At 66.7% G+C, this 22,584-nt stretch carries 18 protein-coding genes; 10 read left to right on the top strand and 8 right to left on the bottom strand.

Annotated features, from left to right (window positions below; all coding sequences use genetic code 11):
- Window positions 1-6: 6 nt before the first annotated feature.
- Window positions 7-765 (bottom strand): GntR family transcriptional regulator, encoded by a 759-nt coding sequence (locus ACYQML_RS07920; protein WP_156467659.1) that lies wholly within the window; start codon window positions 763-765, stop codon window positions 7-9.
- A gap of 159 nt (window positions 766-924) precedes the next feature.
- On the opposite strand from ACYQML_RS07920, the gene ACYQML_RS07915 reads away from it, so the two are divergent.
- The 9 genes from ACYQML_RS07915 (at window position 925) to ACYQML_RS07875 (ending at window position 13,971) form a co-directional block, all read left to right on the top strand.
- Window positions 925-2,100 carry a pyridoxal-phosphate-dependent aminotransferase family protein gene (locus ACYQML_RS07915; protein WP_461235227.1) on the top strand — a complete coding sequence of 392 codons (1,176 nt, stop codon included), beginning with the start codon at window positions 925-927 and terminating at the stop codon, window positions 2,098-2,100.
- 123 nt (window positions 2,101-2,223) lie between these two features.
- On the top strand, window positions 2,224-3,516 hold the full coding sequence (locus tag ACYQML_RS07910; RefSeq protein WP_056423520.1) for an MFS transporter: 1,293 nt from the start codon (window positions 2,224-2,226) through the stop codon (window positions 3,514-3,516).
- A 320-nt stretch (window positions 3,517-3,836) separates the two neighbouring features.
- Window positions 3,837-5,060 carry a CaiB/BaiF CoA transferase family protein gene (locus tag ACYQML_RS07905; protein ID WP_461221164.1) on the top strand — a complete coding sequence of 408 codons (1,224 nt, stop codon included), beginning with the start codon at window positions 3,837-3,839 and terminating at the stop codon, window positions 5,058-5,060.
- Between the two features lie 140 nt (window positions 5,061-5,200).
- Window positions 5,201-5,953, top strand: coding sequence for a type I methionyl aminopeptidase (gene map / locus ACYQML_RS07900; RefSeq protein WP_461221166.1), 753 nt, complete (start codon window positions 5,201-5,203; stop codon window positions 5,951-5,953).
- Between the two features lie 334 nt (window positions 5,954-6,287).
- Window positions 6,288-7,526, top strand: coding sequence for an MFS transporter (locus tag ACYQML_RS07895; RefSeq protein ID WP_461235226.1), 1,239 nt, complete (start codon window positions 6,288-6,290; stop codon window positions 7,524-7,526).
- Window positions 7,523-8,236, top strand: coding sequence for a siderophore-iron reductase FhuF (gene fhuF / locus ACYQML_RS07890; RefSeq protein WP_461229190.1), 714 nt, complete (start codon window positions 7,523-7,525; stop codon window positions 8,234-8,236). The genes ACYQML_RS07895 and fhuF overlap by 4 nt, the downstream gene beginning before the upstream one ends.
- A complete protein-coding gene (locus ACYQML_RS07885; RefSeq protein ID WP_461235225.1) occupies window positions 8,230-10,011 on the top strand; it encodes an ABC transporter ATP-binding protein in 1,782 nt (593 codons plus the stop codon). The genes fhuF and ACYQML_RS07885 overlap by 7 nt, the downstream gene beginning before the upstream one ends.
- Before the next feature lie 621 nt (window positions 10,012-10,632).
- Complete coding sequence (locus ACYQML_RS07880; RefSeq protein WP_461235224.1) at window positions 10,633-10,941, top strand: GCG_CRPN prefix-to-repeats domain-containing protein; 309 nt, start codon at window positions 10,633-10,635, stop codon at window positions 10,939-10,941.
- Between the two features lie 243 nt (window positions 10,942-11,184).
- A complete protein-coding gene (locus ACYQML_RS07875) occupies window positions 11,185-13,971 on the top strand; it encodes a bifunctional diguanylate cyclase/phosphodiesterase (RefSeq protein WP_461235223.1) in 2,787 nt (928 codons plus the stop codon).
- A gap of 129 nt (window positions 13,972-14,100) precedes the next feature.
- Here the strand turns inward: ACYQML_RS07875 and ACYQML_RS07870 are convergent, their stop codons facing one another.
- Window positions 14,101-14,289, bottom strand: coding sequence for a hypothetical protein (locus tag ACYQML_RS07870; protein WP_156467658.1), 189 nt, complete (start codon window positions 14,287-14,289; stop codon window positions 14,101-14,103).
- 302 nt (window positions 14,290-14,591) lie between these two features.
- Here ACYQML_RS07870 and ACYQML_RS07865 point away from each other — a divergent pair, with 302 nt between their 5' ends.
- On the top strand, window positions 14,592-15,659 hold the full coding sequence (locus tag ACYQML_RS07865; RefSeq protein ID WP_207409913.1) for a spore photoproduct lyase family protein: 1,068 nt from the start codon (window positions 14,592-14,594) through the stop codon (window positions 15,657-15,659).
- Between the two features lie 40 nt (window positions 15,660-15,699).
- On the opposite strand, the gene ACYQML_RS07860 is transcribed toward ACYQML_RS07865, so the two are convergent.
- From ACYQML_RS07860 to ACYQML_RS07835, 6 genes are all read right to left on the bottom strand, one after another.
- Window positions 15,700-16,383 carry a class I SAM-dependent methyltransferase gene (locus ACYQML_RS07860; RefSeq protein WP_461235222.1) on the bottom strand — a complete coding sequence of 228 codons (684 nt, stop codon included), beginning with the start codon at window positions 16,381-16,383 and terminating at the stop codon, window positions 15,700-15,702.
- A 61-nt stretch (window positions 16,384-16,444) separates the two neighbouring features.
- Window positions 16,445-17,518: a glycosyltransferase gene (locus ACYQML_RS07855; RefSeq protein ID WP_461235221.1), complete on the bottom strand. Its 1,074-nt coding sequence runs from the start codon at window positions 17,516-17,518 to the stop codon at window positions 16,445-16,447.
- Window positions 17,515-18,432, bottom strand: a complete 918-nt coding sequence (locus ACYQML_RS07850; protein WP_056423494.1) for a galactosyltransferase-related protein — start codon at window positions 18,430-18,432, stop codon at window positions 17,515-17,517. Before ACYQML_RS07850 ends, ACYQML_RS07855 begins: the two co-directional genes overlap by 4 nt.
- A 48-nt stretch (window positions 18,433-18,480) precedes the next feature.
- Window positions 18,481-19,617, bottom strand: a complete 1,137-nt coding sequence (locus tag ACYQML_RS07845) for a glycosyltransferase (protein ID WP_461235690.1) — start codon at window positions 19,615-19,617, stop codon at window positions 18,481-18,483.
- A gap of 22 nt (window positions 19,618-19,639) precedes the next feature.
- Complete coding sequence (locus ACYQML_RS07840) at window positions 19,640-20,527, bottom strand: glycosyltransferase family 2 protein (RefSeq protein ID WP_461235220.1); 888 nt, start codon at window positions 20,525-20,527, stop codon at window positions 19,640-19,642.
- Entirely contained in the window at window positions 20,517-22,571 is a 2,055-nt protein-coding gene (locus ACYQML_RS07835; RefSeq protein WP_461235219.1) for an HAD-IIB family hydrolase, read from the bottom strand. The genes ACYQML_RS07840 and ACYQML_RS07835 overlap by 11 nt, the downstream gene beginning before the upstream one ends.
- Window positions 22,572-22,584 lie beyond the last annotated feature (13 nt).

The following is a 22,584-nucleotide window of genomic DNA, read 5'->3' as shown; positions in this document are numbered from 1 at the left end:
CCGCCATCACGACGCGGCGGAGGCATCGTCCGGCGGAGGCGCCGTCTCCCGCCCTTCCGCCGCGCGGCGCTTGTTTCGTAGGTGCCTGAACAAAATATCGCTGAGCTCGCTGCCGGCGCGCCGGCGCAACGCATCGAGAATTTCCTCGTGCTCGCGCATCGCCTCGCCCCAGCGGTCTCGGTTCTCGTCCAGATTGGCGGAGTAGCGCACACGGCGCAGGCGCCCCGCGAAGTTGGCGTAGCTCGTCCGCAACGGCTCGTTATCGGCCGCCTGAACGATCCGGTCGTGGATCGCCTGATTGCAGGCAAAATAGCCATGCAGATCGCGCCGCATGTAGCTGCTGTACATCTCGTGATGGAGACGCTCGATCTCCGCATAGGCTTCCGGCGTGATCTTTTCGCAGGCTAGGCGCCCGGCCAAGGCCTCGAGACCACCCATCACGTCGAACAGATCCACCAGTTCCTCGGCGCCGAGCTGGCGCACCCGCGCGCCCCGGTTCGGCAGAAGCTCGATCAACCCCTCGGAGGCCAGCACCTTCAGCGCCTCTCGCAAGGGCGTGCGCGAGATGCCGAAATGCTCGCAGAGCATGCGCTCCGGCACCCGTGCGCCAGCAGCGAGATTGCCCTCGACGATGTAGTCCCGCAGGCGGGCCAGAAGCTCGCCGTGGAGGGATTTCACGAGTGATGGGAACGCGGGGAAACGCGCTCCGTCGATCGCGGCGAGGCCGGCATCGGCCTCCGGCTCTGTGACAGGGTCAAGCACCATAATGCGAACTTAGCAGCCGAAAGCGCGGAGGTCGAGGATGGATGTCCGCATAATAGTTCTTGCCCTCTCAAAAAATGAATGCAATTTTCCGCCCCGTTACCTCTTGAAGCATCGATCCGGGGTACAGCTTTCCCTCGACGGGCCATCGCGGAGATCTCGATGACGACACGGACCGGACGCCATTTCCTGCATATTCCGGGCCCCAGTCCGGTACCCGAGCGCGTCCTACGGGCCATGGACATGCCCGTGATCGACCATCGCGGTCCCGATTTCGCCGGGCTTGGCAAGGCGGTGCTAGAAGGCGCCCAGGCCGTCTTCCAGACGCGCTCGCCGGTGATCATCTATCCGGGTTCCGGCACGGGTGCTTGGGAATCCGCCATCGTCAACACGCTCTCCGCGGGCGACCGGGTATTGATGTTCGAGACGGGCCATTTCGCCACCCTGTGGCGACAGATGGCGGCGCGCTGGGGCATCGAAGTGGAGTTCGTCCCCGGCGACTGGCGCCGCGGGGTCGATCCGGCGCAGGTCGAGGCGATCCTGGCCGAGGACCGCGCTAAGTCGATCAAGGCCGTGATGGTGGTCCACAACGAGACCTCCACCGGGGCCACGAGCCGGATCGCGGACATCCGCAAGGCCATCGACCGGGCGAACCACCCTGCTCTCTTCCTCGTCGACACGATCTCGGGTCTCGGCTCGGCCGAATACGCCCATGACGAATGGGGCGTCGACGTCGCGGTGAGCTGCTCGCAGAAGGGCCTGATGCTGCCGCCGGGCCTCGGTCTCGTCGCCCTGTCCGACAAGGCCCTGGCCGCCGCGAAGACGGCGACGCTGCCCCGTTCCTATTGGGATTGGGAGGACATGCTGAAGCCGAATGCCGACGGTTACTTCCCTTATACGCCCGCCACGAACCTGCTCTACGGCCTGCGCGAAGCCATCGCCATGTTGATGGAGGAAGGCTTGGCCCAGGTTTTCGCCCGCCATCAGCGTCTCGCCGCCGCCACGCGCGCCGCCGTGGAGGGGTGGGGCCTGGAGGTTCTGTGCCGGGAGCCGTCCGAATACTCGCCCGTGCTCACCGCCGTGGTGATGCCGGAGGGCCATGACGCGGATGCCCTGCGCAATCTGATCCTCGAGAAGTACGACCTCTCGCTCGGCACCGGCCTCGCCAAGGTGGCGGGCAAGGTCTTCCGCATCGGCCATCTCGGCGAATGCAACGACCTGATGCTGATGGCGGCGCTGTCGGGCGTCGAAATGGGCCTCAAGGCCGGCGGCGTCCCGCACACGCGCGGCGGCGTGCTGGCGGCCATGGACGCCCTGCGCTCCGGTATCGACGATTGAGTAGCAGGTCCCCTCCCCCTTGTAGGGAGGAGAGCCGCGCCGATCATACCAACCACGCGTGATCCCACAAACAACCGGTGATCAAACCGGGGCGGGTGGCGCGCTCAACCCGAGGAAACCCCGATGACGCCAGCCAAAAGACGCGTCTCAGCGTCGAACATGGTGCTGTTCCTGCTCTGCCTGATGTATTTCGTCACCTATCTCGACCGGGTGAACATCGCCACGGCGGGCGGCGAGATCATGAAAGATCTCGGGATGTCGAACACTCAGTTCGGCCTGATCCTGTCCGCCTTCGCCTATCCCTATGCCATCTTCCAAGTCATCGGCGGATCGGTGGGTGACAAGTTCGGCGCGAGGCGCACGCTCCTCGTATGTGGCCTGATCTGGGCCTCGGCGACGATCCTGACTGGAATGGTGGGCGGCCTCATCAGCCTGTTCCTCGCCCGGGTGCTCCTCGGCTTCGGTGAGGGAGCCACCTTCCCCACCGCCACCCGCGCCATGCAGAACTGGACCGCGCCGGGCAAGCGTGGCTTCGCGCAGGGCATCACGCATGCCTTCGCGCGACTGGGCAACGCAGTGGCGCCGCCCATCGTGGCCTTCCTGATCTACCAGTTCGGCTGGCGCCTCGGCTTCGTCATCTTAGGCGTGGCGAGCTTCGCCTGGGTCGTCGTCTGGTTCTGGTACTTCCGCGACGATCCGAAAGAACACCCGGCGATCACCCCGGAGGAACTCGCGGTCCTGCCACCTCCGAGCAAGGTCGGCGCCAAGCAGAACGTGCCTTGGGGCCGCCTCACTCGGCGCATGTTGCCGGTGACGCTGACCTATTTCTGCTACGGCTGGACCCTGTGGCTGTTCCTCGGCTGGCTCCCGAGCTTCTTCAAGCTCAATTATGGGCTCGATCTGAAGAACTCGGCCCTGTTTGCGTCGGGCGTGTTCTTCGCCGGTGTCGTCGGCGACACCCTGGGCGGCGTGTTCAGCGACCGCATCCTGAAGCGCACCGGCGATCTCAAGCTCGCCCGGCTCAGCGTCATCGTGGTCGGCTTCCTCGGCGCGGCGGCGAGCCTCACCGGCGTGTTCTTCACCAGGGACCTGACACTTGTGGCGTTGCTGCTCAGCTCCGGCTTCTTCTTCGCAGAACTGGTGATCGGCCCGATCTGGTCGGTGCCGATGGACATCGCACCGAAATATTCGGGCACGGCGGCGGGCCTCATGAACACCGGCTCGGCGGTGGCGGCGATCATCTCGCCGATCGTATTCGGAATGATCGTGGACATGACGGGGAGCTGGACACTGCCCTTCGTCGGCTCCATCGGCCTCTGCCTCCTGGGCGCGGGCCTCGCCTTCACCATGCACCCGGAACGGCCGTTCGAAGAGGAACCGGTGGTACCGCTCGGGCGGGCCGTGCCGGCGGAGTAGTGGGCATTCTACTTTCCCCTCTGCGGGCGGTGGCCTGCGCAGGGGGGCGATTGCAGATGCCAATCTGTCCGGCGGAAACCCACGCGCAGCACTAGGTCATCCCGGGGCCGCGCAGCGGAGCCCGGGATCCAGAAACATAGGTGGTGCAGGACTTTACAGCGTCGGCGGCTCTGGATTCCGGGCTCGCCTGCGGCGCCCCGGAATGACGGCGTGGTGCTCTGCGAGCGAGGCAAGGAGATGCGGGCAGACTTTGCCCCCGTCAGCGACATTCCAGCCGGCGGGCTACGTCCGCCCCCGGCGCAAAACAGGAAACGAGCACGATGGATCACTCCGTGCACGATGGCCCCCGCCCCCTCCCCCTCGCGGGCATCCGGGTTCTCGACGTGACGCAGGTGATGGCGGGGCCGTTCTGCAGCATGCTGCTCGCCGATCTCGGAGCGGATGTCATCAAGATCGAGCCGCCGGGCACGGGCGACCAGACGCGCGGCGCCATGGGGTTCAAGATGAAGGGGCCCGACAGCATGGGCTTCCTCAACATGAACCGGAACAAGCGCAGCGTTGCCCTGAACCTCAAATCCGATGCGGGGCGCGACCTTCTTCTCGATATGGCCGCCACTGCGGACGTGCTGGTCGAGAATTACCGACCCGGCGTCATGGCACGCCTCGGCCTCGGATACGAGGCGATGCGCGCCCGCAATCCGGGACTGATCTATGCGAGCATCTCGGGCTTCGGCCAGTCCGGCCCCTGGGCGAAGCGCCCCGGCTACGACCTGATGGCGCAGGCGATGTCGGGGGTCATGAGCGTCACCGGCCATCCGGGCGGCCCGCCGGTCAAGGCCGGCGTGCCCGTCGCCGATATCGGCTGCGCCTTGTTCACCGTCTACGCGATTCTTTCCGCCTATATCGGCCGGCAGGCCAGCGGCGAGGGCCAGTATATCGATGCCTCGCTCTTCGACGCGGCCTTGGCCTTCTCGATCTGGGACGTGTCGGAATATTGGGGGACGGGCCGGATCCCGCAGCCGCTCGGCACCTCCAACCGCATGAGCGCCCCCTACCAGGCGGTGCGCGCCTCCGATGGCTACTTCGTCATGGGGGCCACGAACCAGAAGCTCTGGCGCCTACTCTGTGATGTACTCGGCCGCGCCGAACTCTTCGAGGATAGCCGCTTCGTCGACATTCCTGCGCGGCTCGCCAACCGCGAGGAACTGATCGAGGAGTTGGAGCGGAGCTTTGCCGCCAGGACCGCCGAGGAATGGGTGTCCCTGCTCCTCGAAGCCGGCATTCCGGCCGGCCGCATGAACACCTATCCGGAAGCGTTCGAGAGCGAGCATGGCCGGCACCGGCAGATGCGCATCGAGGTTCCCCATCCGATCGAGGGCACGGTGCCGAATATCGGTTTCCCCGTGAAGCTCACCGGCACGCCGCAACGCGCCCGCAGGCACGCGCCGCTTCTCGGCGAGCATACCGAGGACGTGCTCTCGGAATTCGGCCTCTCGACGGAGGAGATCGCGGCCCTGCGCTCGCGTGGCGCCTTCGCGGCCTGAGCGGGGTGCCGGCCCTCATATGCATATCGGACCCGTGTGAGGTGATTTGCGTGTGGGGCAACCCAGGCTTTGCCGGGCTCGCGGAGAATGGCAGAACCGCGCGGGCGGAGCCGCCTCCGGTGCCATGAAGGGAAGACGACATGACGGTGTCGAACGACGACGAGCTTGCCGGCCTGAAGCAGATCGGGCGCATCGTCGCCGACACCCTCGAGGCGATGGGTAAGGCCATCGAGCCCGGCATGACCACCCGCGAACTCGACGGGATCGGGCGGCGGATCATGGAGGCGGCCGGAGCTCGCCCGGCACCGGAACTGGTCTACGCCTTTCCCGGAGCCACCTGCATCAGCGTCAACGAGGAGATCGCGCACGGCATTCCGAGCGACCGCAGGATCAATCCGGGCGATCTCGTCAATATCGACGTGTCCGCCGAGAAAGACGGCTACTTCGCCGATACAGGCGCGTCCTTCGCCGTGCCGCCGGTGACGCGGGCGGTGGAGCGACTGTGCAGGGACGGGCGCCGGGCGATGTGGACGGGATTGCGCCAGGTCGGCGCCGGCAAGCCCCTGGCCGATATCGGACGGGCCGTCGGAGCCTTCGCGCGGAAGAACGGCTACACCCTGGTCCGCAACCTCGCCAGCCACGGCGTAGGCCTGTCACTGCACGAGGAGCCGACTGAGATCGCCACTTGGCCCGACGCCTCCGAGCGACGGATCATGCAGGAGGGGCTGGTCTTCACCGTCGAGCCGTTCCTGTCCCTCGGCGCGGAGTTCGCCGAGGACGGCGACGATCCCTGGACCCTCTACAGCCAGCCGAAGGCCCTCACCGTGCAATACGAGCATACGGTCATCGCCTCGCGCAGCGGGCCGCTGATCCTCACCATGCCGGGGCAATAGCGGACAGATACCGAGCAGGACGGGGGAAGGCCGGCGGCACTGCGTCCAAACGGACCTTGCATGAAGACCGGACACGTCATAATCCCAAAGAAAGGCCAATATTTACAGTAGATTAGACTGTTTAAAAACTATACTCGCCGCGAGAAGCAGGGAGGCTCCGGATGTCCGAAGGGAGGCCCTGTCACGTCGCGCACCGGTTCGCGGATCGATCGCCGCGTCATTCGAGGCCAGTAAAGTGCCTTCTCGGAGGAGCCGGCGTGTCCGGCGCAGGAGGATGGTTCCCAAGGTCCATGCCTATCCTCGACGGGCAACCGAGCCGAGCGGCGCGGATCGCATGAGCGGGATCTGGGTCGAGGGAGCGTCCAGGGCGTGGCGCCGGGCGCGGCCCCTGCTGCCGTTCTTCAGCCTCTACATCACCTTCGGGACCACGCTCGGCTTCCTGGCCAGCGGCGCCCCGCTGATCCTGCGGGCACGCGGCGTCGAACTCGCCGAAATCGGGCTGTTGCAGCTCATTAACTTGCCTGTCGGTCTGACGTTTCTCTGGGCCGTCGCCATCGACAGGCTGCGCCTGCCCGGTCTCCCGCATCGCATCGGTTGGATCGCGCTGATGCAGGGCGCGACCATCGCATTGCTGCTGGTGCTGAGCCTGGGCGAGGCTTGGCCGCTCGGCCTGCTCCTCGGCCTCGCAGTGGCGACCTGCTTCTGCGTCGCCACCATGGACATCGCCCTCGAAGCTTTGGTGGTCGAGACGGTGCCCGCCGACCGGCGGCCCTTCGTGGCGTCGGCCAAACTCTCCGGTGCGTCGCTGGGCGGAATCGCCGGCGCGGGGCTACTGGTCGGGTACTACGACACGGTCGGCTGGCAGGCCGCCGTGCTGGGCATCGCCGGCCTCAACCTTCTCTGCCTGCTGCCGATGCTGCGCTACCCGGAAGTCCGGCTCCGCCGCGATGCCGCTGAGGCGGAGCGCGTGGCAGCCCCGTTCGAACGCCTGCGCCTCCTGGCGCCGCGCATCCTGGTCCTGGGCCTGTACTTCGCGGCCATGTTCGCCCTCTCCGGCCTGAACAACCTCACCCTGCTGGATCTCGGAGTGCCGTTGCGGGAGGTCGGATTCGTCACCGGTTCTCTCTCGCCTGTCATCAACCTCGTCATGGCCCTGGTCTCGGGCGTCCTCGTGCGACGGGTCGGGACCCTGCGGCTCATCACGGTCTCCGCGCTGGGCGTGATCGCCGGCGGCGGGTTGATGATTGCCAGCGCTGCCATCGGTTCGGCCACGCTCGCCATAGCCGCGACGATCCTCGGCATCGTCGGCGGCGGAGGGCTCGGAGTGCCGGTGTTCAACATGATCTATCGCTGGGCGCAGGGGCCTCGTCCCGCCACCGATTACGCACTCCTGTTCGGAGCGGCGTTCTTTGCCGCGATGCCCCTGCGGGTCGCCGCGCCGGGTCTCGCGGCGCATGTGGGCTGGCCGGCCTACTTTACCGCCGCGATCCTGTTCTACACCGTCGCCTTCGTCGCCCTGCGCGCGACGATCCGCCGGACCCTCGACGCCGATCGGGTCGCGGAGGTCGCATGATCGATCAACTCGCCGCCCTGGTTCCACCGTCGCTGTCGGCTTTCGGCTGCCGGATCGCCACGGCGCCGTCCGGGTCCGGCACCCGGCCGCTCTCGATCCTCACCAGCAAGGCCAGGTTCGACGAGGTGGTGGACGGGTTCGGCAGGGCATCAGGCGAAGGCTTCGAGACCGCCGACCGCCGCGCCCTCGTCTCGCTCTGGACGCAGTACTACCTCCCCGCCCTGATCATCCCCTACTTCACCGCGCTCAGCCGCCTCGGCCGTGCCCTGCCGATCGGGTTCGACCGGGTCGGCTTCGAACTCGACGAGAACGGCATCGTCTCCCGCTTCATCGTGGCGGAGGAGGACGACCGGCGCGCAGGCCCGGAGCCCGGGCTCGATCCCCTGATCGAAGAGCATCTGCGACCGTTCTTCGACCTGTGCCAGACCCATTATGGCCTCTCCCGCCATGTCCTCTGGTGCAATGCCGGCGTGACCGCCGATTTCGCCCTGCGCGAGTTGAGCCGTGACGCGGTTCCGGCCTTCTCGCGGGCCGAAGCGTGCCTCGGCCGTTGCGGTGGCGATGCGTTCGGCCGCTGCCCGCTGGCCCAGGCCTTCCGTGGCGGCGAGGAGCGGCGGCGGCGGGTTTGCTGTATGCGCTACCGCATACCGGGCGTCCCCTCTTGCGGCGCCCTCTGCCCCGTCGATCACCTGACGAAAGCATCATGCTGAAGGACTTCCTCGCTTATTACCGCCCGCACCGGACCCTGTTCCTCGTCGATTTCGGCTGCGCGGTCCTGTCGGGCCTGCTCGAACTGGGCTTCCCCATGGCCGTGAAGGCCTTCGTCGATGTGCTGCTGCCGCGCCAGGACTGGCAGTTGATCGTGCTCGCCGCCGTCGGCCTCGGCGTGATCTACGTGGCCAATGCCGGCCTCATGGTGGTGGTGACCTATTGGGGGCACGTGCTCGGCATCAATATCGAGACGGAGATGCGTCGCCGTGCCTTCGACCATCTGCAGAAGCTCTCGTTCCGCTATTTCGACAACCAGAAGACCGGTCACCTCGTGGCCCGCGTCACCAAGGATTTGGAGGAGATCGGCGAAGTCGCCCATCACGGCCCGGAGGACCTCTTCATCGCGGTGATGACCCTGGTCGGCGCCTTCGCGCTGATGGTCTACGTCCACCCGCCGCTGGCCTTCCTGACCGCCGCCATCCTTCCGGTGATCGCCTTCGTCACCCTCCGCTACGGCGGTCGCATGACCCGGAACTGGCAGACGCAATACGGTCGTGTCGCCGCCTTCAATGCCCGGATCGAGGAGAATGTCGGCGGCATCCGCGTGGTGCAGGCCTTCGCCAACGAGCCGCATGAGCGGCGCCTGTTCGCCTCCGACAACCGGAAATACCGCGAGACCAAGCTCGAAGCCTACCGGATCATGGCCGCCAGCCTGTCGATCAATTATCTCGGCATGCGGCTCGTCCAGATCGTCGTGCTGCTGGGCGGCGCGGCCTTCGTGGTGCGCGGTGAGCTCTCGCCCGGTGGGTTCATCGGGTTCCTGCTGCTGGTGGGCGTCTTCTACAGACCGCTCGAGAAGATCGGCGCCGTCGTCGAGACCTACCCGAAGGGGGTCGCGGGCTTCCGGCGCTACGCCGAGCTGCTCGCCACCGAACCCGACATCGTCGACCGCCCCGGCGCCGTCTCCGTGCCGGCGCTGAAGGGCGACATCCGCTTCGAGGAGGTGAGTTTCGGCTACACCACCGGCCGGCCCGTCCTGTCGGGGCTCGATCTCGACATCGCGGCCGGGGAGACCGTCGCTTTCGTCGGCCCGTCCGGGGCCGGCAAGACGACGTTGTGCTCCCTCATTCCGCGGTTTTACGAGGTAGAGAGCGGGCGCATCACCGTCGACGGCATCGACATCCGCGACCTCACCCTCGCCTCCCTGCGCCGGCAGATCGGCATCGTGCAGCAGGACGTCTTCCTGTTCGCGGGCACGATCCGCGAGAACATCGCCTATGGCCGGCTCGACGCCACCGAGGCGGAGATCGCGCAGGCCGCGGAGCGGGCCAAGCTCACCGCCCTGATCGAGGGCCTGCCCAATGGCCTCGACACCGTCGTCGGCGAACGCGGCGTCAAACTCTCGGGTGGCCAGAAGCAGCGCCTCGCCATTGCCCGCGTGTTTCTCAAGAACCCGCCGATCCTGATCCTGGATGAGGCCACCTCGGCCCTCGACAGCGAGACCGAACAGGCGATCCAGGGCTCCCTCGTGGAACTCTCCGAGGGCCGCACCACCCTCGTCATCGCCCACCGGCTCGCCACGATCCGCAAGGCAGACCGGATCGTCGTGGTCGGTCCGGAAGGCATCGTGGAGCAGGGACGGCACGAGGTGCTTCTCTCGGCGAACGGGGCATACCGGCGCCTCTACAACGCGCAATTCGCCCAGGCCGACGATGCGGCGGACCGGGTGCGGATGGCCGCCCGGAAGGTCATCCTGGAGAACGCTATGCCGTGATCCCGAGGGCCGGCGCGTCCTTTCGGATCGGCCCTGCCGTTCTGACGGCCCCCTTCCTTGGCAATGGCACGAACCAAATGCAGGGACGTCAGGACGCCATTCAAGAGATGCCATCGCGCCGCAAAGGCGGATGCTCGGCTTCTTGCTCCAACACAGTCGCTGAGCGCCGACAACTTCCTGTTCTAGACCGCGCCTTCAAGCGGCAAAGAACGCGGCGCGTGCCATCCCATGGACCGGACCGGAATTGCATCCGAGCCGGCCCATGAATCCCGTCTCGACCGGGATGACCGATGCGAAACGCTTCATTTCGGTCGGCCGGGAGGCGAGCGAGAACCACCAGCATCGTGGATGCGACCGTGTCCGCGACGGTGGAACCGATGCGTTTCGGGCTCCGGGCTCGATTCTTCCTCTCCACGCTCTTGAAGCGACGCATAACGATGCGCGGAGCGGGGATTTCGACGCCCGAACGAGAAGGTCGCCAGCGTAACGACGCGCGCATCGACGACATCAATGGATGAATGTGCAGTTTATCGATAGGTTTTGCTAACTGCCACTCGTGATGCTGTTTGCAAAACGCGAGTTCACCATGCGTAATCCCCTCGCCATGTGAGGATCATTACGATGAAGCCATGCATTTCCGCCCTGGTCGCCATCTGCAGTTTGGCATCGGTGCCTGCGATGGCCTTTCCCATCGCCTCAAATCTTGCGAGTGAGGCTCCGGTGCTAAGCGTTGCCGGAGGCTGCGGGCCAGGAGCGTGGCGTGGCCCATGGGGCCATTGCCGCTCGACGCCTTATGTCGGTCGCCTGCCGGGCGGCTGGTATCAGGCACGGGCCGGCAATGGCTGCCCTCCCGGTTACTGGCGCGGGCCGTGGGGGCATTGTCGCAACACGCCCTATCACGGCCGCTTGCCCGGTGGCGGCTGGAAGTAGCGGGTGCGGTTTCCCGAAGCCTGGGGCAAGGCTCGCTCTCCGTGAGCACCGGTCGCCGGCACCCGGCATCTGAACAGGTCGGCGGCGAGCCAGGAGGTCGCGGCTTTATTGAGGAAATCCCCGTCTCGATCAGACCTCTATTATAACTTAAGGCAAAAGTTCCGAGTTTTTTAAACCGTACCCCGGCAGGCTCGCCCCTAATTGGCGAAAGGCTGTCGTTGGATGTATCGTGCATTTTTGTGCATGACCGAGGAGCATCACTGGTGGGTCGTACCACTGGCCATCCTCGTATGCTGGGTGTCGAGTCACACCGCTCTGCGGCTCGTCCGCCACGTCTTTCGAAGCCAGGGCTTCGAGACATGGGCCTGGCTGTTCGCGGCTGGTTTCTCGGCCGGTGCCGGCATGTGGAGCACCCACTTCATCGGGATGCTCGGCTATGATCCAGGCCTCGCGACCGGCTACGATCTGACGCTCACCCTCGTTTCCCTTCTTGTCGGCATCCTCGGTTCGCTGGTGGCGCTCGCCTTGTCCCGATGGAGCGCAGCCCCCGCGGTGGCTGTCGCGGCCGCGGTGATCCTGGGCATCAGCATGACGGGGATGCATCTCGCGGGGATGGCGAGCCTGCAGGTCGCCGCTACCCCTGTGATGAACTGGCCGCTCCTCGCCACGGCGCTGCTCATCGGCTGGTCGCTGACGGCCATCGCCTTCGTGATTTTTGCACGCGACACGCTTCGATACGCCACCACCGTGGCGGCGACGCTCCTGACGATTTCCGTCGCGGGCGTGCATTTCGCCGCCATGGGCGCAGCCGAGCTGATCCCGAACATGGCCGCGCCCGAGATTGCGTCGAGCCTGCCGCGTTTCGCGCTGGCGTCGGGCATCGCCGCGACCATGCTGACGATTGTCGGTTTCGCGGGACTCGCCCTGTTCGTCGACCGCATGCGCCGGGCCAACCAAGCGTTGCGCACGAGCGAAGCCGCTTATCGGCTTCTCGCGGAGAACACCAAAGACGTCATCATCTGGTCCGACCTCAATACCATCCGCCGTTATGTCTCGCCCGCGTCGGTGGCGGTGCTCGGTTATCCTCCCGAAGACATCATTGGCACCCGGCCCATCGATTTCGTCCATCCCGAAGATATCGCCGAATACCGACATGTTCTCTCCGACCTTGTCGAGGGCCGGATCGAGGGAGCTATCACGACCCAGCGCTATCGTCGGCAGGACGGCTCCTGGGTATGGATCGAAGCGTGCCTCAAGGTCACGCGCCTGCCCGGCTCGTCCGAGCCCATCGGCTACGTGTCGTCGTTACGCGACGTCACCGACCGCAAGGCCGCGGAAACGGCGTTACGATCCAGCGAAGAACGGCTCGCTTTCGCCCTGGACAGCGGCAGCGACGGCCTTTGGGACTGGGACCTCCCGACGGGCAAGGTGTGGCTCTCGGACCGTTGGCAGAGCATGCTCGGCTACGATCCCGGCGAGATCGAGGGGCATATCAAGGCATGCGAACAGCTAACGCATCCCGTCGATGTCGCGACGGTCCGCCGGCTCCTCCTCGACCATATCGGCGGGCGAACGCCGATTTTCGAATGCGAACTTCGCATGCGGAAGAAGGACGGGGGCCATACCTGGATCTTATCGCGCGGCAAGGTGGTGACACGCGACGCAACCGGACGCCCGCTGCGCATGGTTGGCACCCATATCGACATCGCGGAACGCAAGCATGCGGAACATCAGCTCGAACATCTGGCCACGCATGATGTGCTGACCGGCCTGCCCAACCGCGCGCTGTTCCGGGACCGGCTCGGCCGGGAAATGGACAATGCCCAACGACGCGGGCACATCTTCGCCGTCCTCGCCTGCGACCTCGACCGCTTCAAAGCGGTCAATGACAGCCTCGGCCATCCGGCGGGAGACAGCCTCCTTCGAGCCGTCGCCGAGCGGTTGACGTCGGTCATTCACGAGGGCGACACCGTTGCGCGATTGGGCGGCGACGAATTTGCCATCGTGCTGAGAGAACCCGATCTCCTTCAGACTGCCACCACCACGGCGCAGCAGGTGATCGAGGCGCTGCAATCGCCCTTCGACCTCGGCGGCCGCTCCGTCAGTGTCGGCGTCAGCATCGGCATCGCTGTCGGGCCGCAGGATGGCGGCGACCCGGATCAGTTGTTCAAGAATGCCGACATCGCCCTTTACCGCGCCAAGGCGGCCGGGCGGAACACGTTCCGCTTCTATGAGCCCGGCATGGATGCGGCTATCGCCGCGCGCAACGTTCTCGAACTCGATCTGCGCGAAGCCGTGCGGCTGGGTCAGTTCGAATTGTACTATCAACCGATCATCGAGCTTGCCACCGACACGACCAGCGGCTTCGAGGCCCTGATGCGCTGGCGTCACCCCGTCAAAGGCTTGGTTTCGCCGGCTGATTTCATCCCATTGGCCGAGGAGACCGGCCTGATCGTTCCCCTCGGCAGCTGGGCCCTGCGGGAAGCCTGCCGCGAAGCGGCGGCTTGGCCAGGCGACCTCCGGGTGGCGGTGAACGTCTCGGCCGCGCAATTCACGACGCCCGGCCTGGAGCATTGCGTCGTATCGGCTTTGGCCGCGTCCGGTCTGAGGCCGGACCGCCTGGAGCTGGAGATCACCGAGAGCGTGCTCATTGGTGACGCGGACAGCGTGACCGCTTGCCTTCACCGGCTTCGTGCGCTCGGGATCCGCATCGCGCTGGACGATTTCGGCACCGGCTACTCATCCCTCAACTACCTGCGTCGATTTCCCTTCGACAAGATCAAGATCGACCGGTCGTTCGTTGCCGAGATCGCCGATGCGGACACCGCCGCCATCGTCCGCGCCATCGTCGGACTTGGCGGACGCATGGGAGCGAGCATCACGGCGGAAGGGGTCGAGAACGACGTTCAACTGTCCTGCATTCGTCGCGAAGGATGCACGGAAGCGCAGGGCTATCTTCTGAGCAGGCCCCTCCCTGCCCTGGAAGCGTTCGAGTTCGCATCCAACAGGAAACAAAGCGCTGCCGCTTGAAGCTGGTCACGAACTCCCGGTGATGGATCGGTCTCTCCCCGGGGGAGTCAACGCAATGGGAGACTCGTCAGAAACGTCGTGTCCTGCCTGACCGCAAACCCGGGAGACTTCGCATCGGCCAAAGCGGCGTCAGCGGTCTTCACTCAGGATTCTCAAGGCGCAAATTTTCTGGTCGAGCGCGATCAGCATGTCGATGAGGGTGTAAGGCGCGGGTCCGCGATGCGCCATCTCCCGCGCAAGGGCCTGCTTTTCCAATTCCAGCTGATCGATGAGCGTGTCGAAGCAGATCATGCCCGAGATACGCGGCAACCAAGGCAATAGTTTCACCTCCTGTGACGGACGCGTCTTGAGCGCATGTTTCGACACCGCCGCAAAGAGGGCGAGGTTAATTATCTGTTAACGATAGGGTGGCTCATCGGGCCCGGCGGCCAATCCCCGCCTCGGATTTCCGCCGCGCGACGGTCGCTCCCCCGCGATGGCCCGTCACTCGTCCGCTGGACTCGATCGAGCCCCGAAACACGGGCGGCGCGACGACCGGATCGACGGCGAGGGCCATCCCCTCCGGCCCCCAGAGCCCTATCTTACGTGGCACGGGGCGAACGCGCGCCGCAGGACACCGCATGGCCCTTTCCCGCGACATTCTGGATATCAGGACGATCTACCACGAGCCTGCGGTTTCGAATTTCCCGCGCGGCCTCGCCATCCTCGACCGCTTCCCCGACGCCGAGCGGATCGAGGTGCCGTCGCACTGGAACATCCCCTCCCTGCACGGCAACGAAGGCTCGGCGGAGGACTGGCTGCGGATCAAGCGCTCGACCTTGGTGCTCGGGGTGAAGAAGGGCCTGACGATGCGGCCGAATGGGCGCAGCGCCCATTTCATCGCGCCCTCCACCTCGAATGGCTGCGCCATGGCCTGCGCCTATTGCTACGTCCCCCGTCGCAAGGGTTTCGCCAACCCGATTTCCCTCTTCGTCAATGTCGAGCAGGTCTGCGCCGCCATCGCCCGCCATGCCGCGCGCCAGGGAAGGCTTCCCGAGCCGGATACGGTGGATGCCGACCATTGGGTCTACGATCTCGGCGAGAATGGCGATCTCTCCGTGGATGCGAGCCTCTCGGACAACGTGCGCGACATGGTCGGTCTGTTTCGGGATCTCCCGAACGCCAAGGCCTCCTTCGCCACGAAGGCCGTGAACCGGGAGCTGCTGACCTACGATCCACAGGGCAAGACCCGGATCCGCTTCTCCCTGATGCCCGAACGGATCGCGAAAGTGGTGGATGTGCGCACGGCCCCGATGCGTGAACGCATTGCCGCCATCGACGACTTCGTGGCGGCAGGGTTCGAAGTTCATGTGAACTTCTCGCCGGTCATCCTCTACGAAGGCTGGGAGGCCGATTGGCGAGAACTGTTTACCGCCATCGATGACGGGATCGGGGCGGCGGCGAAGGCGCAGCTCAAAGCCGAGATCATCCTGCTCACGCACAATGCGGATCTCCATGCCGTCAACCTGAACTGGCATCCCCGCGCGGAGGACCTGCTCTGGCGGCCCGATATCCAGGAGGGAAAACGGTCACAGGGTGGCGGCGACAACCTGCGCTATCGAAGCGGCTGGAAAGGGCGATGGATCGCGCGTTTCAAGGATCATCTGGCCGAGCTGATGCCCTATTGCCAAGTCCGCTATGCCTTCTGAAGCGATGGCGTCCGAGGTGCCGATGCACCCGGCCTAGGTTTCAGATCGGCTTGAGGAACTTGCACTTCCCCTCCTGCGACCAGGGCCCCTTTACGCCGGCTTCCGCGCAGAAAGCGTCGACCGCCCGCGTGACCCCGGGGAAGCTCCCGCCCAGGCGGTCATAATCGTCGGCGACGAACAGGCCGCCCGGGCGCAGAACCGGCCACCACGCCCGAAGGTCCGCCGCCACGGAGGCCTCTTCGTGGCCGGCATCCAGATGGATGACGTCGGCCGTGACGTTGCGTAGGCGCATCAGTTCCGCAGCGTTCACCGAGTCCAGTGGAAGCGGTACGACCCGGTCCGCCAGCCCCTCGCGCAGGACGTTGGCCAGGAAGCTCCGGTAGAGGCTCGGATAGCCGTGTTCGGTGGCAAGTTCGGCGAACAGACCCGAATCCGCCCAATGGTCGACGGCGCCGAGCCAGGTATCCACCGCGATGACGGTTCCCTCGACGCCATGCGCCGCCATGGTCCTGGCCAGATGCAGTGTGCTCGCGCCCTTCCAGGCGCCTATCTCCACGACCACGTGAGGCCGGAATTCGATGACGGCTTCGTCGAGATAGGGATGGACGCTGCGCCAGCCCTGGAGATCGAGGGGCCGCAGGTCATCCGGCGGGTTCGCGAAGGGATCGCGGCCGTGCCAGAGGGCGTCGATGACGGCGCGGCGGGTCCAGGGGATAAGGCTCATGGGCGGCTCACGAAGAGGTTGCGCCCATCCTCGGGGCGGGCATCCGGAGGGGCGAGGGAACTCAGGGCCGCTTCACCTGCGCCTGCACTTGCGCCTGCGCGTAGAGGGCCTCGCAGCGTTCCAGCCAGAGATCGCGGGTGAACAGGCGCATGACACGGGCGTGCGGGACCTCGCGCGGGATCGTGAGGGCCTCACCGATCGCGACGGCGAGCGCAGAAATGTCGTCCGGCGGCACGAGGTATCCGGCCTCGCCGACGACCTCCGCGGCGGCCCCCATCATGATCCCAGCCACCGGCACGCCGCAGGCCATGGCCTCGATCACCACGAGGCCGAAGGGCTCGTCCCAGCAGGGCGTGAACAGGAAGACGGAGGCGCGGCCGATCTCCTTCGCAAGGGTGTCGCCGGAGAGGTGGCCGCCGTAGCGGATGGCGCCGCCGAGCTGCGGGGCGACCCGCGCGTCCCAGTATTCCCGATCCTCGATCGGACCGAACAACGTCAGGGGGAGGCCGGCGCGCTGCGCCGCCGCGACGGCGAGATGAGTGCCCTTGATGGGCGCGATGCGCCCGGACCAGACGGCGCTGCCATCGCCCCGATCACGATAAGGCCAGGCGCGAGGATCGATGCCGTTATGGAGGACGGACACATTCTCCGGTGGCGCATCGGGCCACCAGACCCGGCGCTGGGCCTCCGACGTGACGGTGATCCGATGTCCCGGCACGAGGCTCTCCTGCACGAACCAGCGCAGGGCGTCGTAGGGCGGCACGTGGAGCGACGTCACAGTCGGCACCGCCGCCAAGCGCCGACGCTCCAGGGGCAGGCGGCTCAGCGAGTTGTTGTGCAGCACGTCGAAGCCGCCGGCCGCGATCCGGTCGCAGGCGGCGGCGTAGCCGGCATCCACATGAGCCTTGAGCCCGGAATCGCCCCGGTGCTCCAGACCGGGGAAGCTGCGCTCGTGATGCACCGGGATCACCGGATCGATCGCGAAGCGCGGGTCGCTGTCCCCGGCGGCGAACAGCACCACCTCGTGTCCCCACGCCATCAGCCCCTCGGCGAGGGTCCAGCAATGGGCTTCCATGCCGCCGGCGAAGGGAGCCGCCACCGGATGGCGCAGATGGGCGAGGAGCGCGATCCTCACGCGGTGAGAGCCGTGGCCGACTGGGCTTCGAGGTACCGGATGACGGAGGCCGAATTGCTGTAGGGCTGATGGCTCTGCTGGCCGGTGAGTGCGAAATCACCGGGCTCCGGCCGGCGCAGGATGCGGATCGGCTGGTCGGGAGTGTCGTCGATCAGGCCCATCACCTTGAAGGCGTAGAGCCAGTGGCCCATCGTCCGGTAGCCCCACTTGGCCTCGAACAGTTCGGCGTTGCGCACCACACTGTCGAGATGGTGGACAGGTGGCATGTGGTGCGGATGGTACTGGTGATAGGCGAGGCCGCCCTTCATCCAGGCGATGGGAATCCCACCCTGGTCGAGGATCTTGCCGAAATCCGTGTCCTCGCCGCCATAGCCGGTATAGCGCTCGTCGAAGCCGCCGGTGGCTAGGAAGGTCGATCGCCGGATGGCGAAGTTGAGGGACCAGAAGCAGCGATAATCGGGACAGATTTCGAGGCCGGAGGCCGGGGGGCCCCGGCGGTCGGAATGCTTCTCCGCGACCGCTGCAAAATCCGCGATGGTCCAGTCGCCCGCAGTGGCGTGCTCAGGCAGGTGGAGCACCTCACCCATCAGCAGGCCGTCGAGTTCGGCGAGGCCTCTTGCATAGTCGGCGACGAGTTCGGGGGCCGGGATGCAGTCGACGTCGAGGAAGATGACCGCGTCCCCGCTGGCTTCCGCGACACCCCGGTTGCGGGCCGCCGCCAGCGGCAGATCCGTACCCGGCACCAGGATCTGGCGGACCGGGAAGCCGACCTCGGGCAGGTCGTAGGGCATGTCCTGCATCACCGCGATGATGAACTCGGCGGGCCTCTGCGTCTGGCGCTCCAAGCCCCGCAGCACGTTGCGCAGGTGCGCGGGCCGTCCCTTGGCCAGGGTCACGACGGAAACGGTGGACATCGGTCGGTCTGGCTCCGGGCGGGTTTCAACGATGGGGTCGAGGGGCATTCAGACTGCGGCAACGACGGTGAGCGCGGGATGCTCCGCTGCGCCCTGCCAGAGTTCGTCGGTCAACCCTTCGAGCCAGCCGGCCGCACGATGGGCGGCATCCGGCGCGTAGAGGCTGCGCAAGGGCGCGGGGTCGAGGGCGCGAGCCCAGTCGAGGAGATCGCGCCAGCCCTTGAGGTCGCCTGGCCAGACCGGGGCCTGGACGGCCGCACCAAGCCGGACCAGGGCCTCGGCTTTGCGGGTCTGCTCACCGAAGTAGCGCCATTCCGGCATGACGATCAGACGCCCGCCGACGCGCGCGACCTCGTGGATCGTGTTGTCGCCCGCCGACGCCACGACGATGTCGGCCGCGGCGAGATAATCGGTCACCGAGGGCACCCAGCCGAGTTCGCGCAGGTTGGAGAAATCCGTCTCGTGCCCCTCGCGGTGGGTGGGCCCGAGAGTCAGCCAAAGGGCTTCGGGCGCGGCGCGTGCGGCCACCGTCAGGGGGGCGTAGGGGGTGCCGCTCCCCCCTCCCCCGGTGACCGCGACGACGATCTCGCGGTCGGGGTCGAGGCCGAGCTTCGCACGCGCCTCGGCGCGGCCCAGGACACCGTCGACGCTAGTGCAAAGGCCGCCGCTGTAGAAAGTCTTGGCCCGCAGCTGAGCCGGGTAGTCGTCCTGTTCCATGCGCTCGTCGAACGGGGCCAGCATGCCGACACAGGCCTCGTAGGCGCCCAGATGGCCAATGTCGGAGCGGTCCCCGTGCATGCGAATCTGCACCGCCGGAACGCTGGCGATGCGCGCGAGCAGCGCGATCTCTGCGGAGACGTCGACCACGAACAGGCCGACGTCACGTTCGTCGAGATGGTCGAGGATCCGCCGCATGGTCCGGCGCATCTCGGTGAGGCCGAGGGGCACGCAGTGCATCACCTGCGGCGTCGGTTCCGCATAGAGTCGCGGGGTCGGTACCTCGGCGCCGATCATGTTCGGCAGCGTCACGATCTCGATATCGCGGGAAAACCCCTCGAACAGCTGCGGGCCGGCGGTGAGCACGGAAACGGGCCGGTCGCGTGCGAACTCGGCCGCCACCGCCATCGTGCGGTTGGCATGGCCGCGTCCCTGGTGGTGGACGAAGAACGCGATGGGCTTCTTGATCGATGTCACGGGTCGCATTTCGTCAGGAGTAAAGGGCGTCGGGCCGCAGGGCGGCGGCGATTTCGGCGGTACTCGGATGGCGGATGACCCGGATCGCGGGGGAGTCCGCGTCCCAGGCGATCAATCCGGCAGCCTCGAACTGACCGAGCCAGTAGGTCATGCACCAGCGTCCATGCGCCCGGCGGAAGCGGGTGGCATTGGCGAGGATGGGCTCGAAATGCTGCAGCGGCGGCACGTGGACCGGGTGGTGCTGATGATAGGCGCGCGCCCCCGCGACCCAGAACGTCGGGAGACCGGAGGCGTCGAGGCGGGTGGCGAGGTCGGTCTCCTCGCCGCCATAGCCGACATAGGCCTCGTCCATGCCGCCAACGGCGCGCCAGGCGCGGGCCGGCAGCGCGAAGGACAGGCCCCAGAGTTGGCCGGAATCGTGCTCCCGGCGCAGACCCGTTCGCGGGACCGCCGGCCGTGCCGGATGTGCCCGGCCGTGACGGGCCAAAGCTGCGTCGTCGGAAGCCGTCTCCGCATCCAATCCCGGCGGCAAATAAAGCACTTCACCGAGGAACAGGCCGCCCGTCTCCGACGCAGCCCGGCGATAGGCATCGACGAGGCCGGGCGAGGCAATGCAGTCCACGTCGAGGAAAACCAGCAGGCCTCCGGTGGCGGCCTCGGCCGCGCGGTTGCGGGCGGCGGCGAGCGGCATCGGCTCCCCGGCCACGAAGATATGACGGACGGGACAGCCCGGATCGGGCAAGTCCGCCTCCGGCTCTGGCTGCATCCAGGCGATCACGAGCTCATGTGGCCGCACGGACTGCCGGGCCAAACCACGCATCAGATTGCGCAGGCGGTCGGCCCGGCCGCGCACGAGCGTGAGCACGCTCGCGGAAGGCCGGTCCAAAGGCTCAGCCCGCATCGATCAGCATCCTGCGGAAATGGCCGACGCCTTCGATGATGCCACGGGCGTGCGAGGTCCGGGCGACGTAGGAATGCTTCAGAGCCGCATGGCTCGCCAGGTCGTCGGAATAATTGGCGACGATAATCGCCTGCGCCTCGGCGCGCAGCATCTCCACGTCGTTTCCGGAATCGCCCGCCACGAACACGGCTCTCTCCGGCAAGCCGTAGAGGGCGCGGACATGACGCACCGCAGTGCCCTTCGATGCCGCCACCGGGAGGACATCGAGGTAGCGTCCGTGGCTATGGATCACGTTGGCGAGGAGGTCCGCTTGCACGAGGCGGTTTCGTACCGCCTCGGCCGCCGCGGCATCCCCGAAATAGCTCAGCTTGTGCCCGCGCTGCTCCAGCCCCCCCTGGGGCACGAGCCCGTCGAGACTGGCGAGCACCGCCTGCATGCCGGCACGGTCCCACCCGGTCGAGACGGCGTCGCGCCAAGCCAGATCCGCCGTGTAGGTCACGCCATTGGGGTCGAGATGGTAGATCTCCGACCCCACCGAGGTGATCATCACCTGCGGGCGCGGACTGGCCTGCTGTTCGAGGATCGCCATGGCGCTGTGAAAGGAGCGACCGGTGGCGACACCGAAGGCCAAACCTGCCTGCCAGCTGCGCCAGCGCCGGAAGATTCCGAGCGCCGCCTCGCAACCCACCAGCGTGTTGTCGATATCGCAGATCAGCAGTTGCTGTGGCTCCGCGATGGGCGGCTCGGGCGCCAGGAGCGCCCACAGCAGATCGTGGTAGCGCGCAGCATGCTGATCCCAGTCATAGGCGGCGGCCGCGCGCGCGCCTCCCGCCACACACCGCGCGTAGAGGTCGGGCTCGCCGAGGATGCGCAGGCACGCGGCCGCGATCGCGTCGGGCGCGCGCGGATCGACGAGGAGACCGTTGCCGCAGGTCTCGACGATGTCGTTGGGACCGCCGCTATCGGTGGCGACCAGCGGCAACCCCGACGCCGAGGCTTCCAACAATGTCAGACCGAACGGCTCGTTGAGGGCGGGATTGACGAACAGGCCGCCGCGCACGCGGGCATAGGCGTAGATCGCCGGCACATCCTCCGGGTCGTGAGTCTTCGGATAGGCGACGCGTCCGTAGAGATCGTAGCGGTCGATCAGCACCAGAATCTCACGCAGGGTGGCGGCCATGTCGCCGTCGAGCGCATCGATGTCCTCGCGCGTGCCGGCCATGAGGACGAGGTTGGCACGGGACTGCAGGGCCGGGCTTTCGCCATAGGCCCGCAGCAGCGCCGCCAGATTCTTGCGCGCCACCGGCCGGGCGAGTGCCAACAGGGCAGGCTTCCCGGGATCCTGCAGAAAGCGGTCGATGGTGGCATCGACCCGCGAAAGGGGCACGGCAGACGCGAACCTCGCGAGGTCGCTGCCCGGTGGTAGGACCCGGATGCGTCCGGGATCGTAGGCGACGTATCCGGCATATTGCACTTCCGCCTCGTCGCGGGACGAGGCGATGACGAGACTGGCGCGAGCCAGCGCCCCCTCTTCTGCAGCGATGCGGTGGGCGAGATCGGCGGAGGTCTCCGCTCCTACACCCAACATCGATGCCTTGACCCGCCCGAGCGAATGGGCGGTGAACACGAAGGGTATTCCGAGTTCATCCGTCACGAGCCTCGCGACCGAGGCGGCATCGGCGTAATGGGCATGGATCATGTCCGGCGCCCGAGGCTGCCGTGCGATCCAGTCCATGAGGCTCCGGGCGAAGCTCGCCACCTCCTCGTGCATCTCCTCCTTGGCGCGGTAGACGGGGGACGCGCTCGCGAGCCGCACGAGCTCGACCTTGTCGGAGATCCGCTCTTCGGGCACGGCGTAATCCGGGCCATGCGTGCCGTCGAACAGACGTGTCGCCATGACGATCCTGTCGATGCCGGCATCCTGTGACGAGGCCGCCACGAGATCGAGCAGGTAGCGGATATGGCCGCCGGTATCGGCGGTGAGCCCGAACACCACTCCACCGCCGCGCAGGCAGCCCTGAAGGGCGATATGCAAGATAAACATCAGGTCGACAGCG

It is taken from the genome of Methylobacterium sp. CM6244 (genome assembly GCF_054817885.1).
This window is presented reverse-complemented; position numbering and strand designations above follow the sequence as displayed.

Bases quoted from the DNA above. Each gene is read 5' to 3' on its own strand.
- ACYQML_RS07920 (WP_156467659.1), bottom strand. From the start codon at position 765: ATGGTGCTTGACCCTGTCACAGAGCCGGAGGCCGATGCCGGCCTCGCC.
- ACYQML_RS07915 (WP_461235227.1), top strand. From the start codon at position 925: ATGACGACACGGACCGGACGCCATTTCCTGCATATTCCGGGCCCCAGT.
- ACYQML_RS07910 (WP_056423520.1), top strand. From the start codon at position 2,224: ATGACGCCAGCCAAAAGACGCGTCTCAGCGTCGAACATGGTGCTGTTC.
- ACYQML_RS07905 (WP_461221164.1), top strand. From the start codon at position 3,837: ATGGATCACTCCGTGCACGATGGCCCCCGCCCCCTCCCCCTCGCGGGC.
- map (WP_461221166.1), top strand. From the start codon at position 5,201: ATGACGGTGTCGAACGACGACGAGCTTGCCGGCCTGAAGCAGATCGGG.
- ACYQML_RS07895 (WP_461235226.1), top strand. From the start codon at position 6,288: ATGAGCGGGATCTGGGTCGAGGGAGCGTCCAGGGCGTGGCGCCGGGCG.
- fhuF (WP_461229190.1), top strand. From the start codon at position 7,523: ATGATCGATCAACTCGCCGCCCTGGTTCCACCGTCGCTGTCGGCTTTC.
- ACYQML_RS07885 (WP_461235225.1), top strand. From the start codon at position 8,230: ATGCTGAAGGACTTCCTCGCTTATTACCGCCCGCACCGGACCCTGTTC.
- ACYQML_RS07880 (WP_461235224.1), top strand. From the start codon at position 10,633: ATGAAGCCATGCATTTCCGCCCTGGTCGCCATCTGCAGTTTGGCATCG.
- ACYQML_RS07875 (WP_461235223.1), top strand. From the start codon at position 11,185: ATGACCGAGGAGCATCACTGGTGGGTCGTACCACTGGCCATCCTCGTA.
- ACYQML_RS07865 (WP_207409913.1), top strand. From the start codon at position 14,592: ATGGCCCTTTCCCGCGACATTCTGGATATCAGGACGATCTACCACGAG.
- ACYQML_RS07860 (WP_461235222.1), bottom strand. From the start codon at position 16,383: ATGAGCCTTATCCCCTGGACCCGCCGCGCCGTCATCGACGCCCTCTGG.
- ACYQML_RS07850 (WP_056423494.1), bottom strand. From the start codon at position 18,432: ATGTCCACCGTTTCCGTCGTGACCCTGGCCAAGGGACGGCCCGCGCAC.
- ACYQML_RS07840 (WP_461235220.1), bottom strand. From the start codon at position 20,527: ATGCGGGCTGAGCCTTTGGACCGGCCTTCCGCGAGCGTGCTCACGCTC.
- ACYQML_RS07835 (WP_461235219.1), bottom strand. From the start codon at position 22,571: ATGTTTATCTTGCATATCGCCCTTCAGGGCTGCCTGCGCGGCGGTGGA.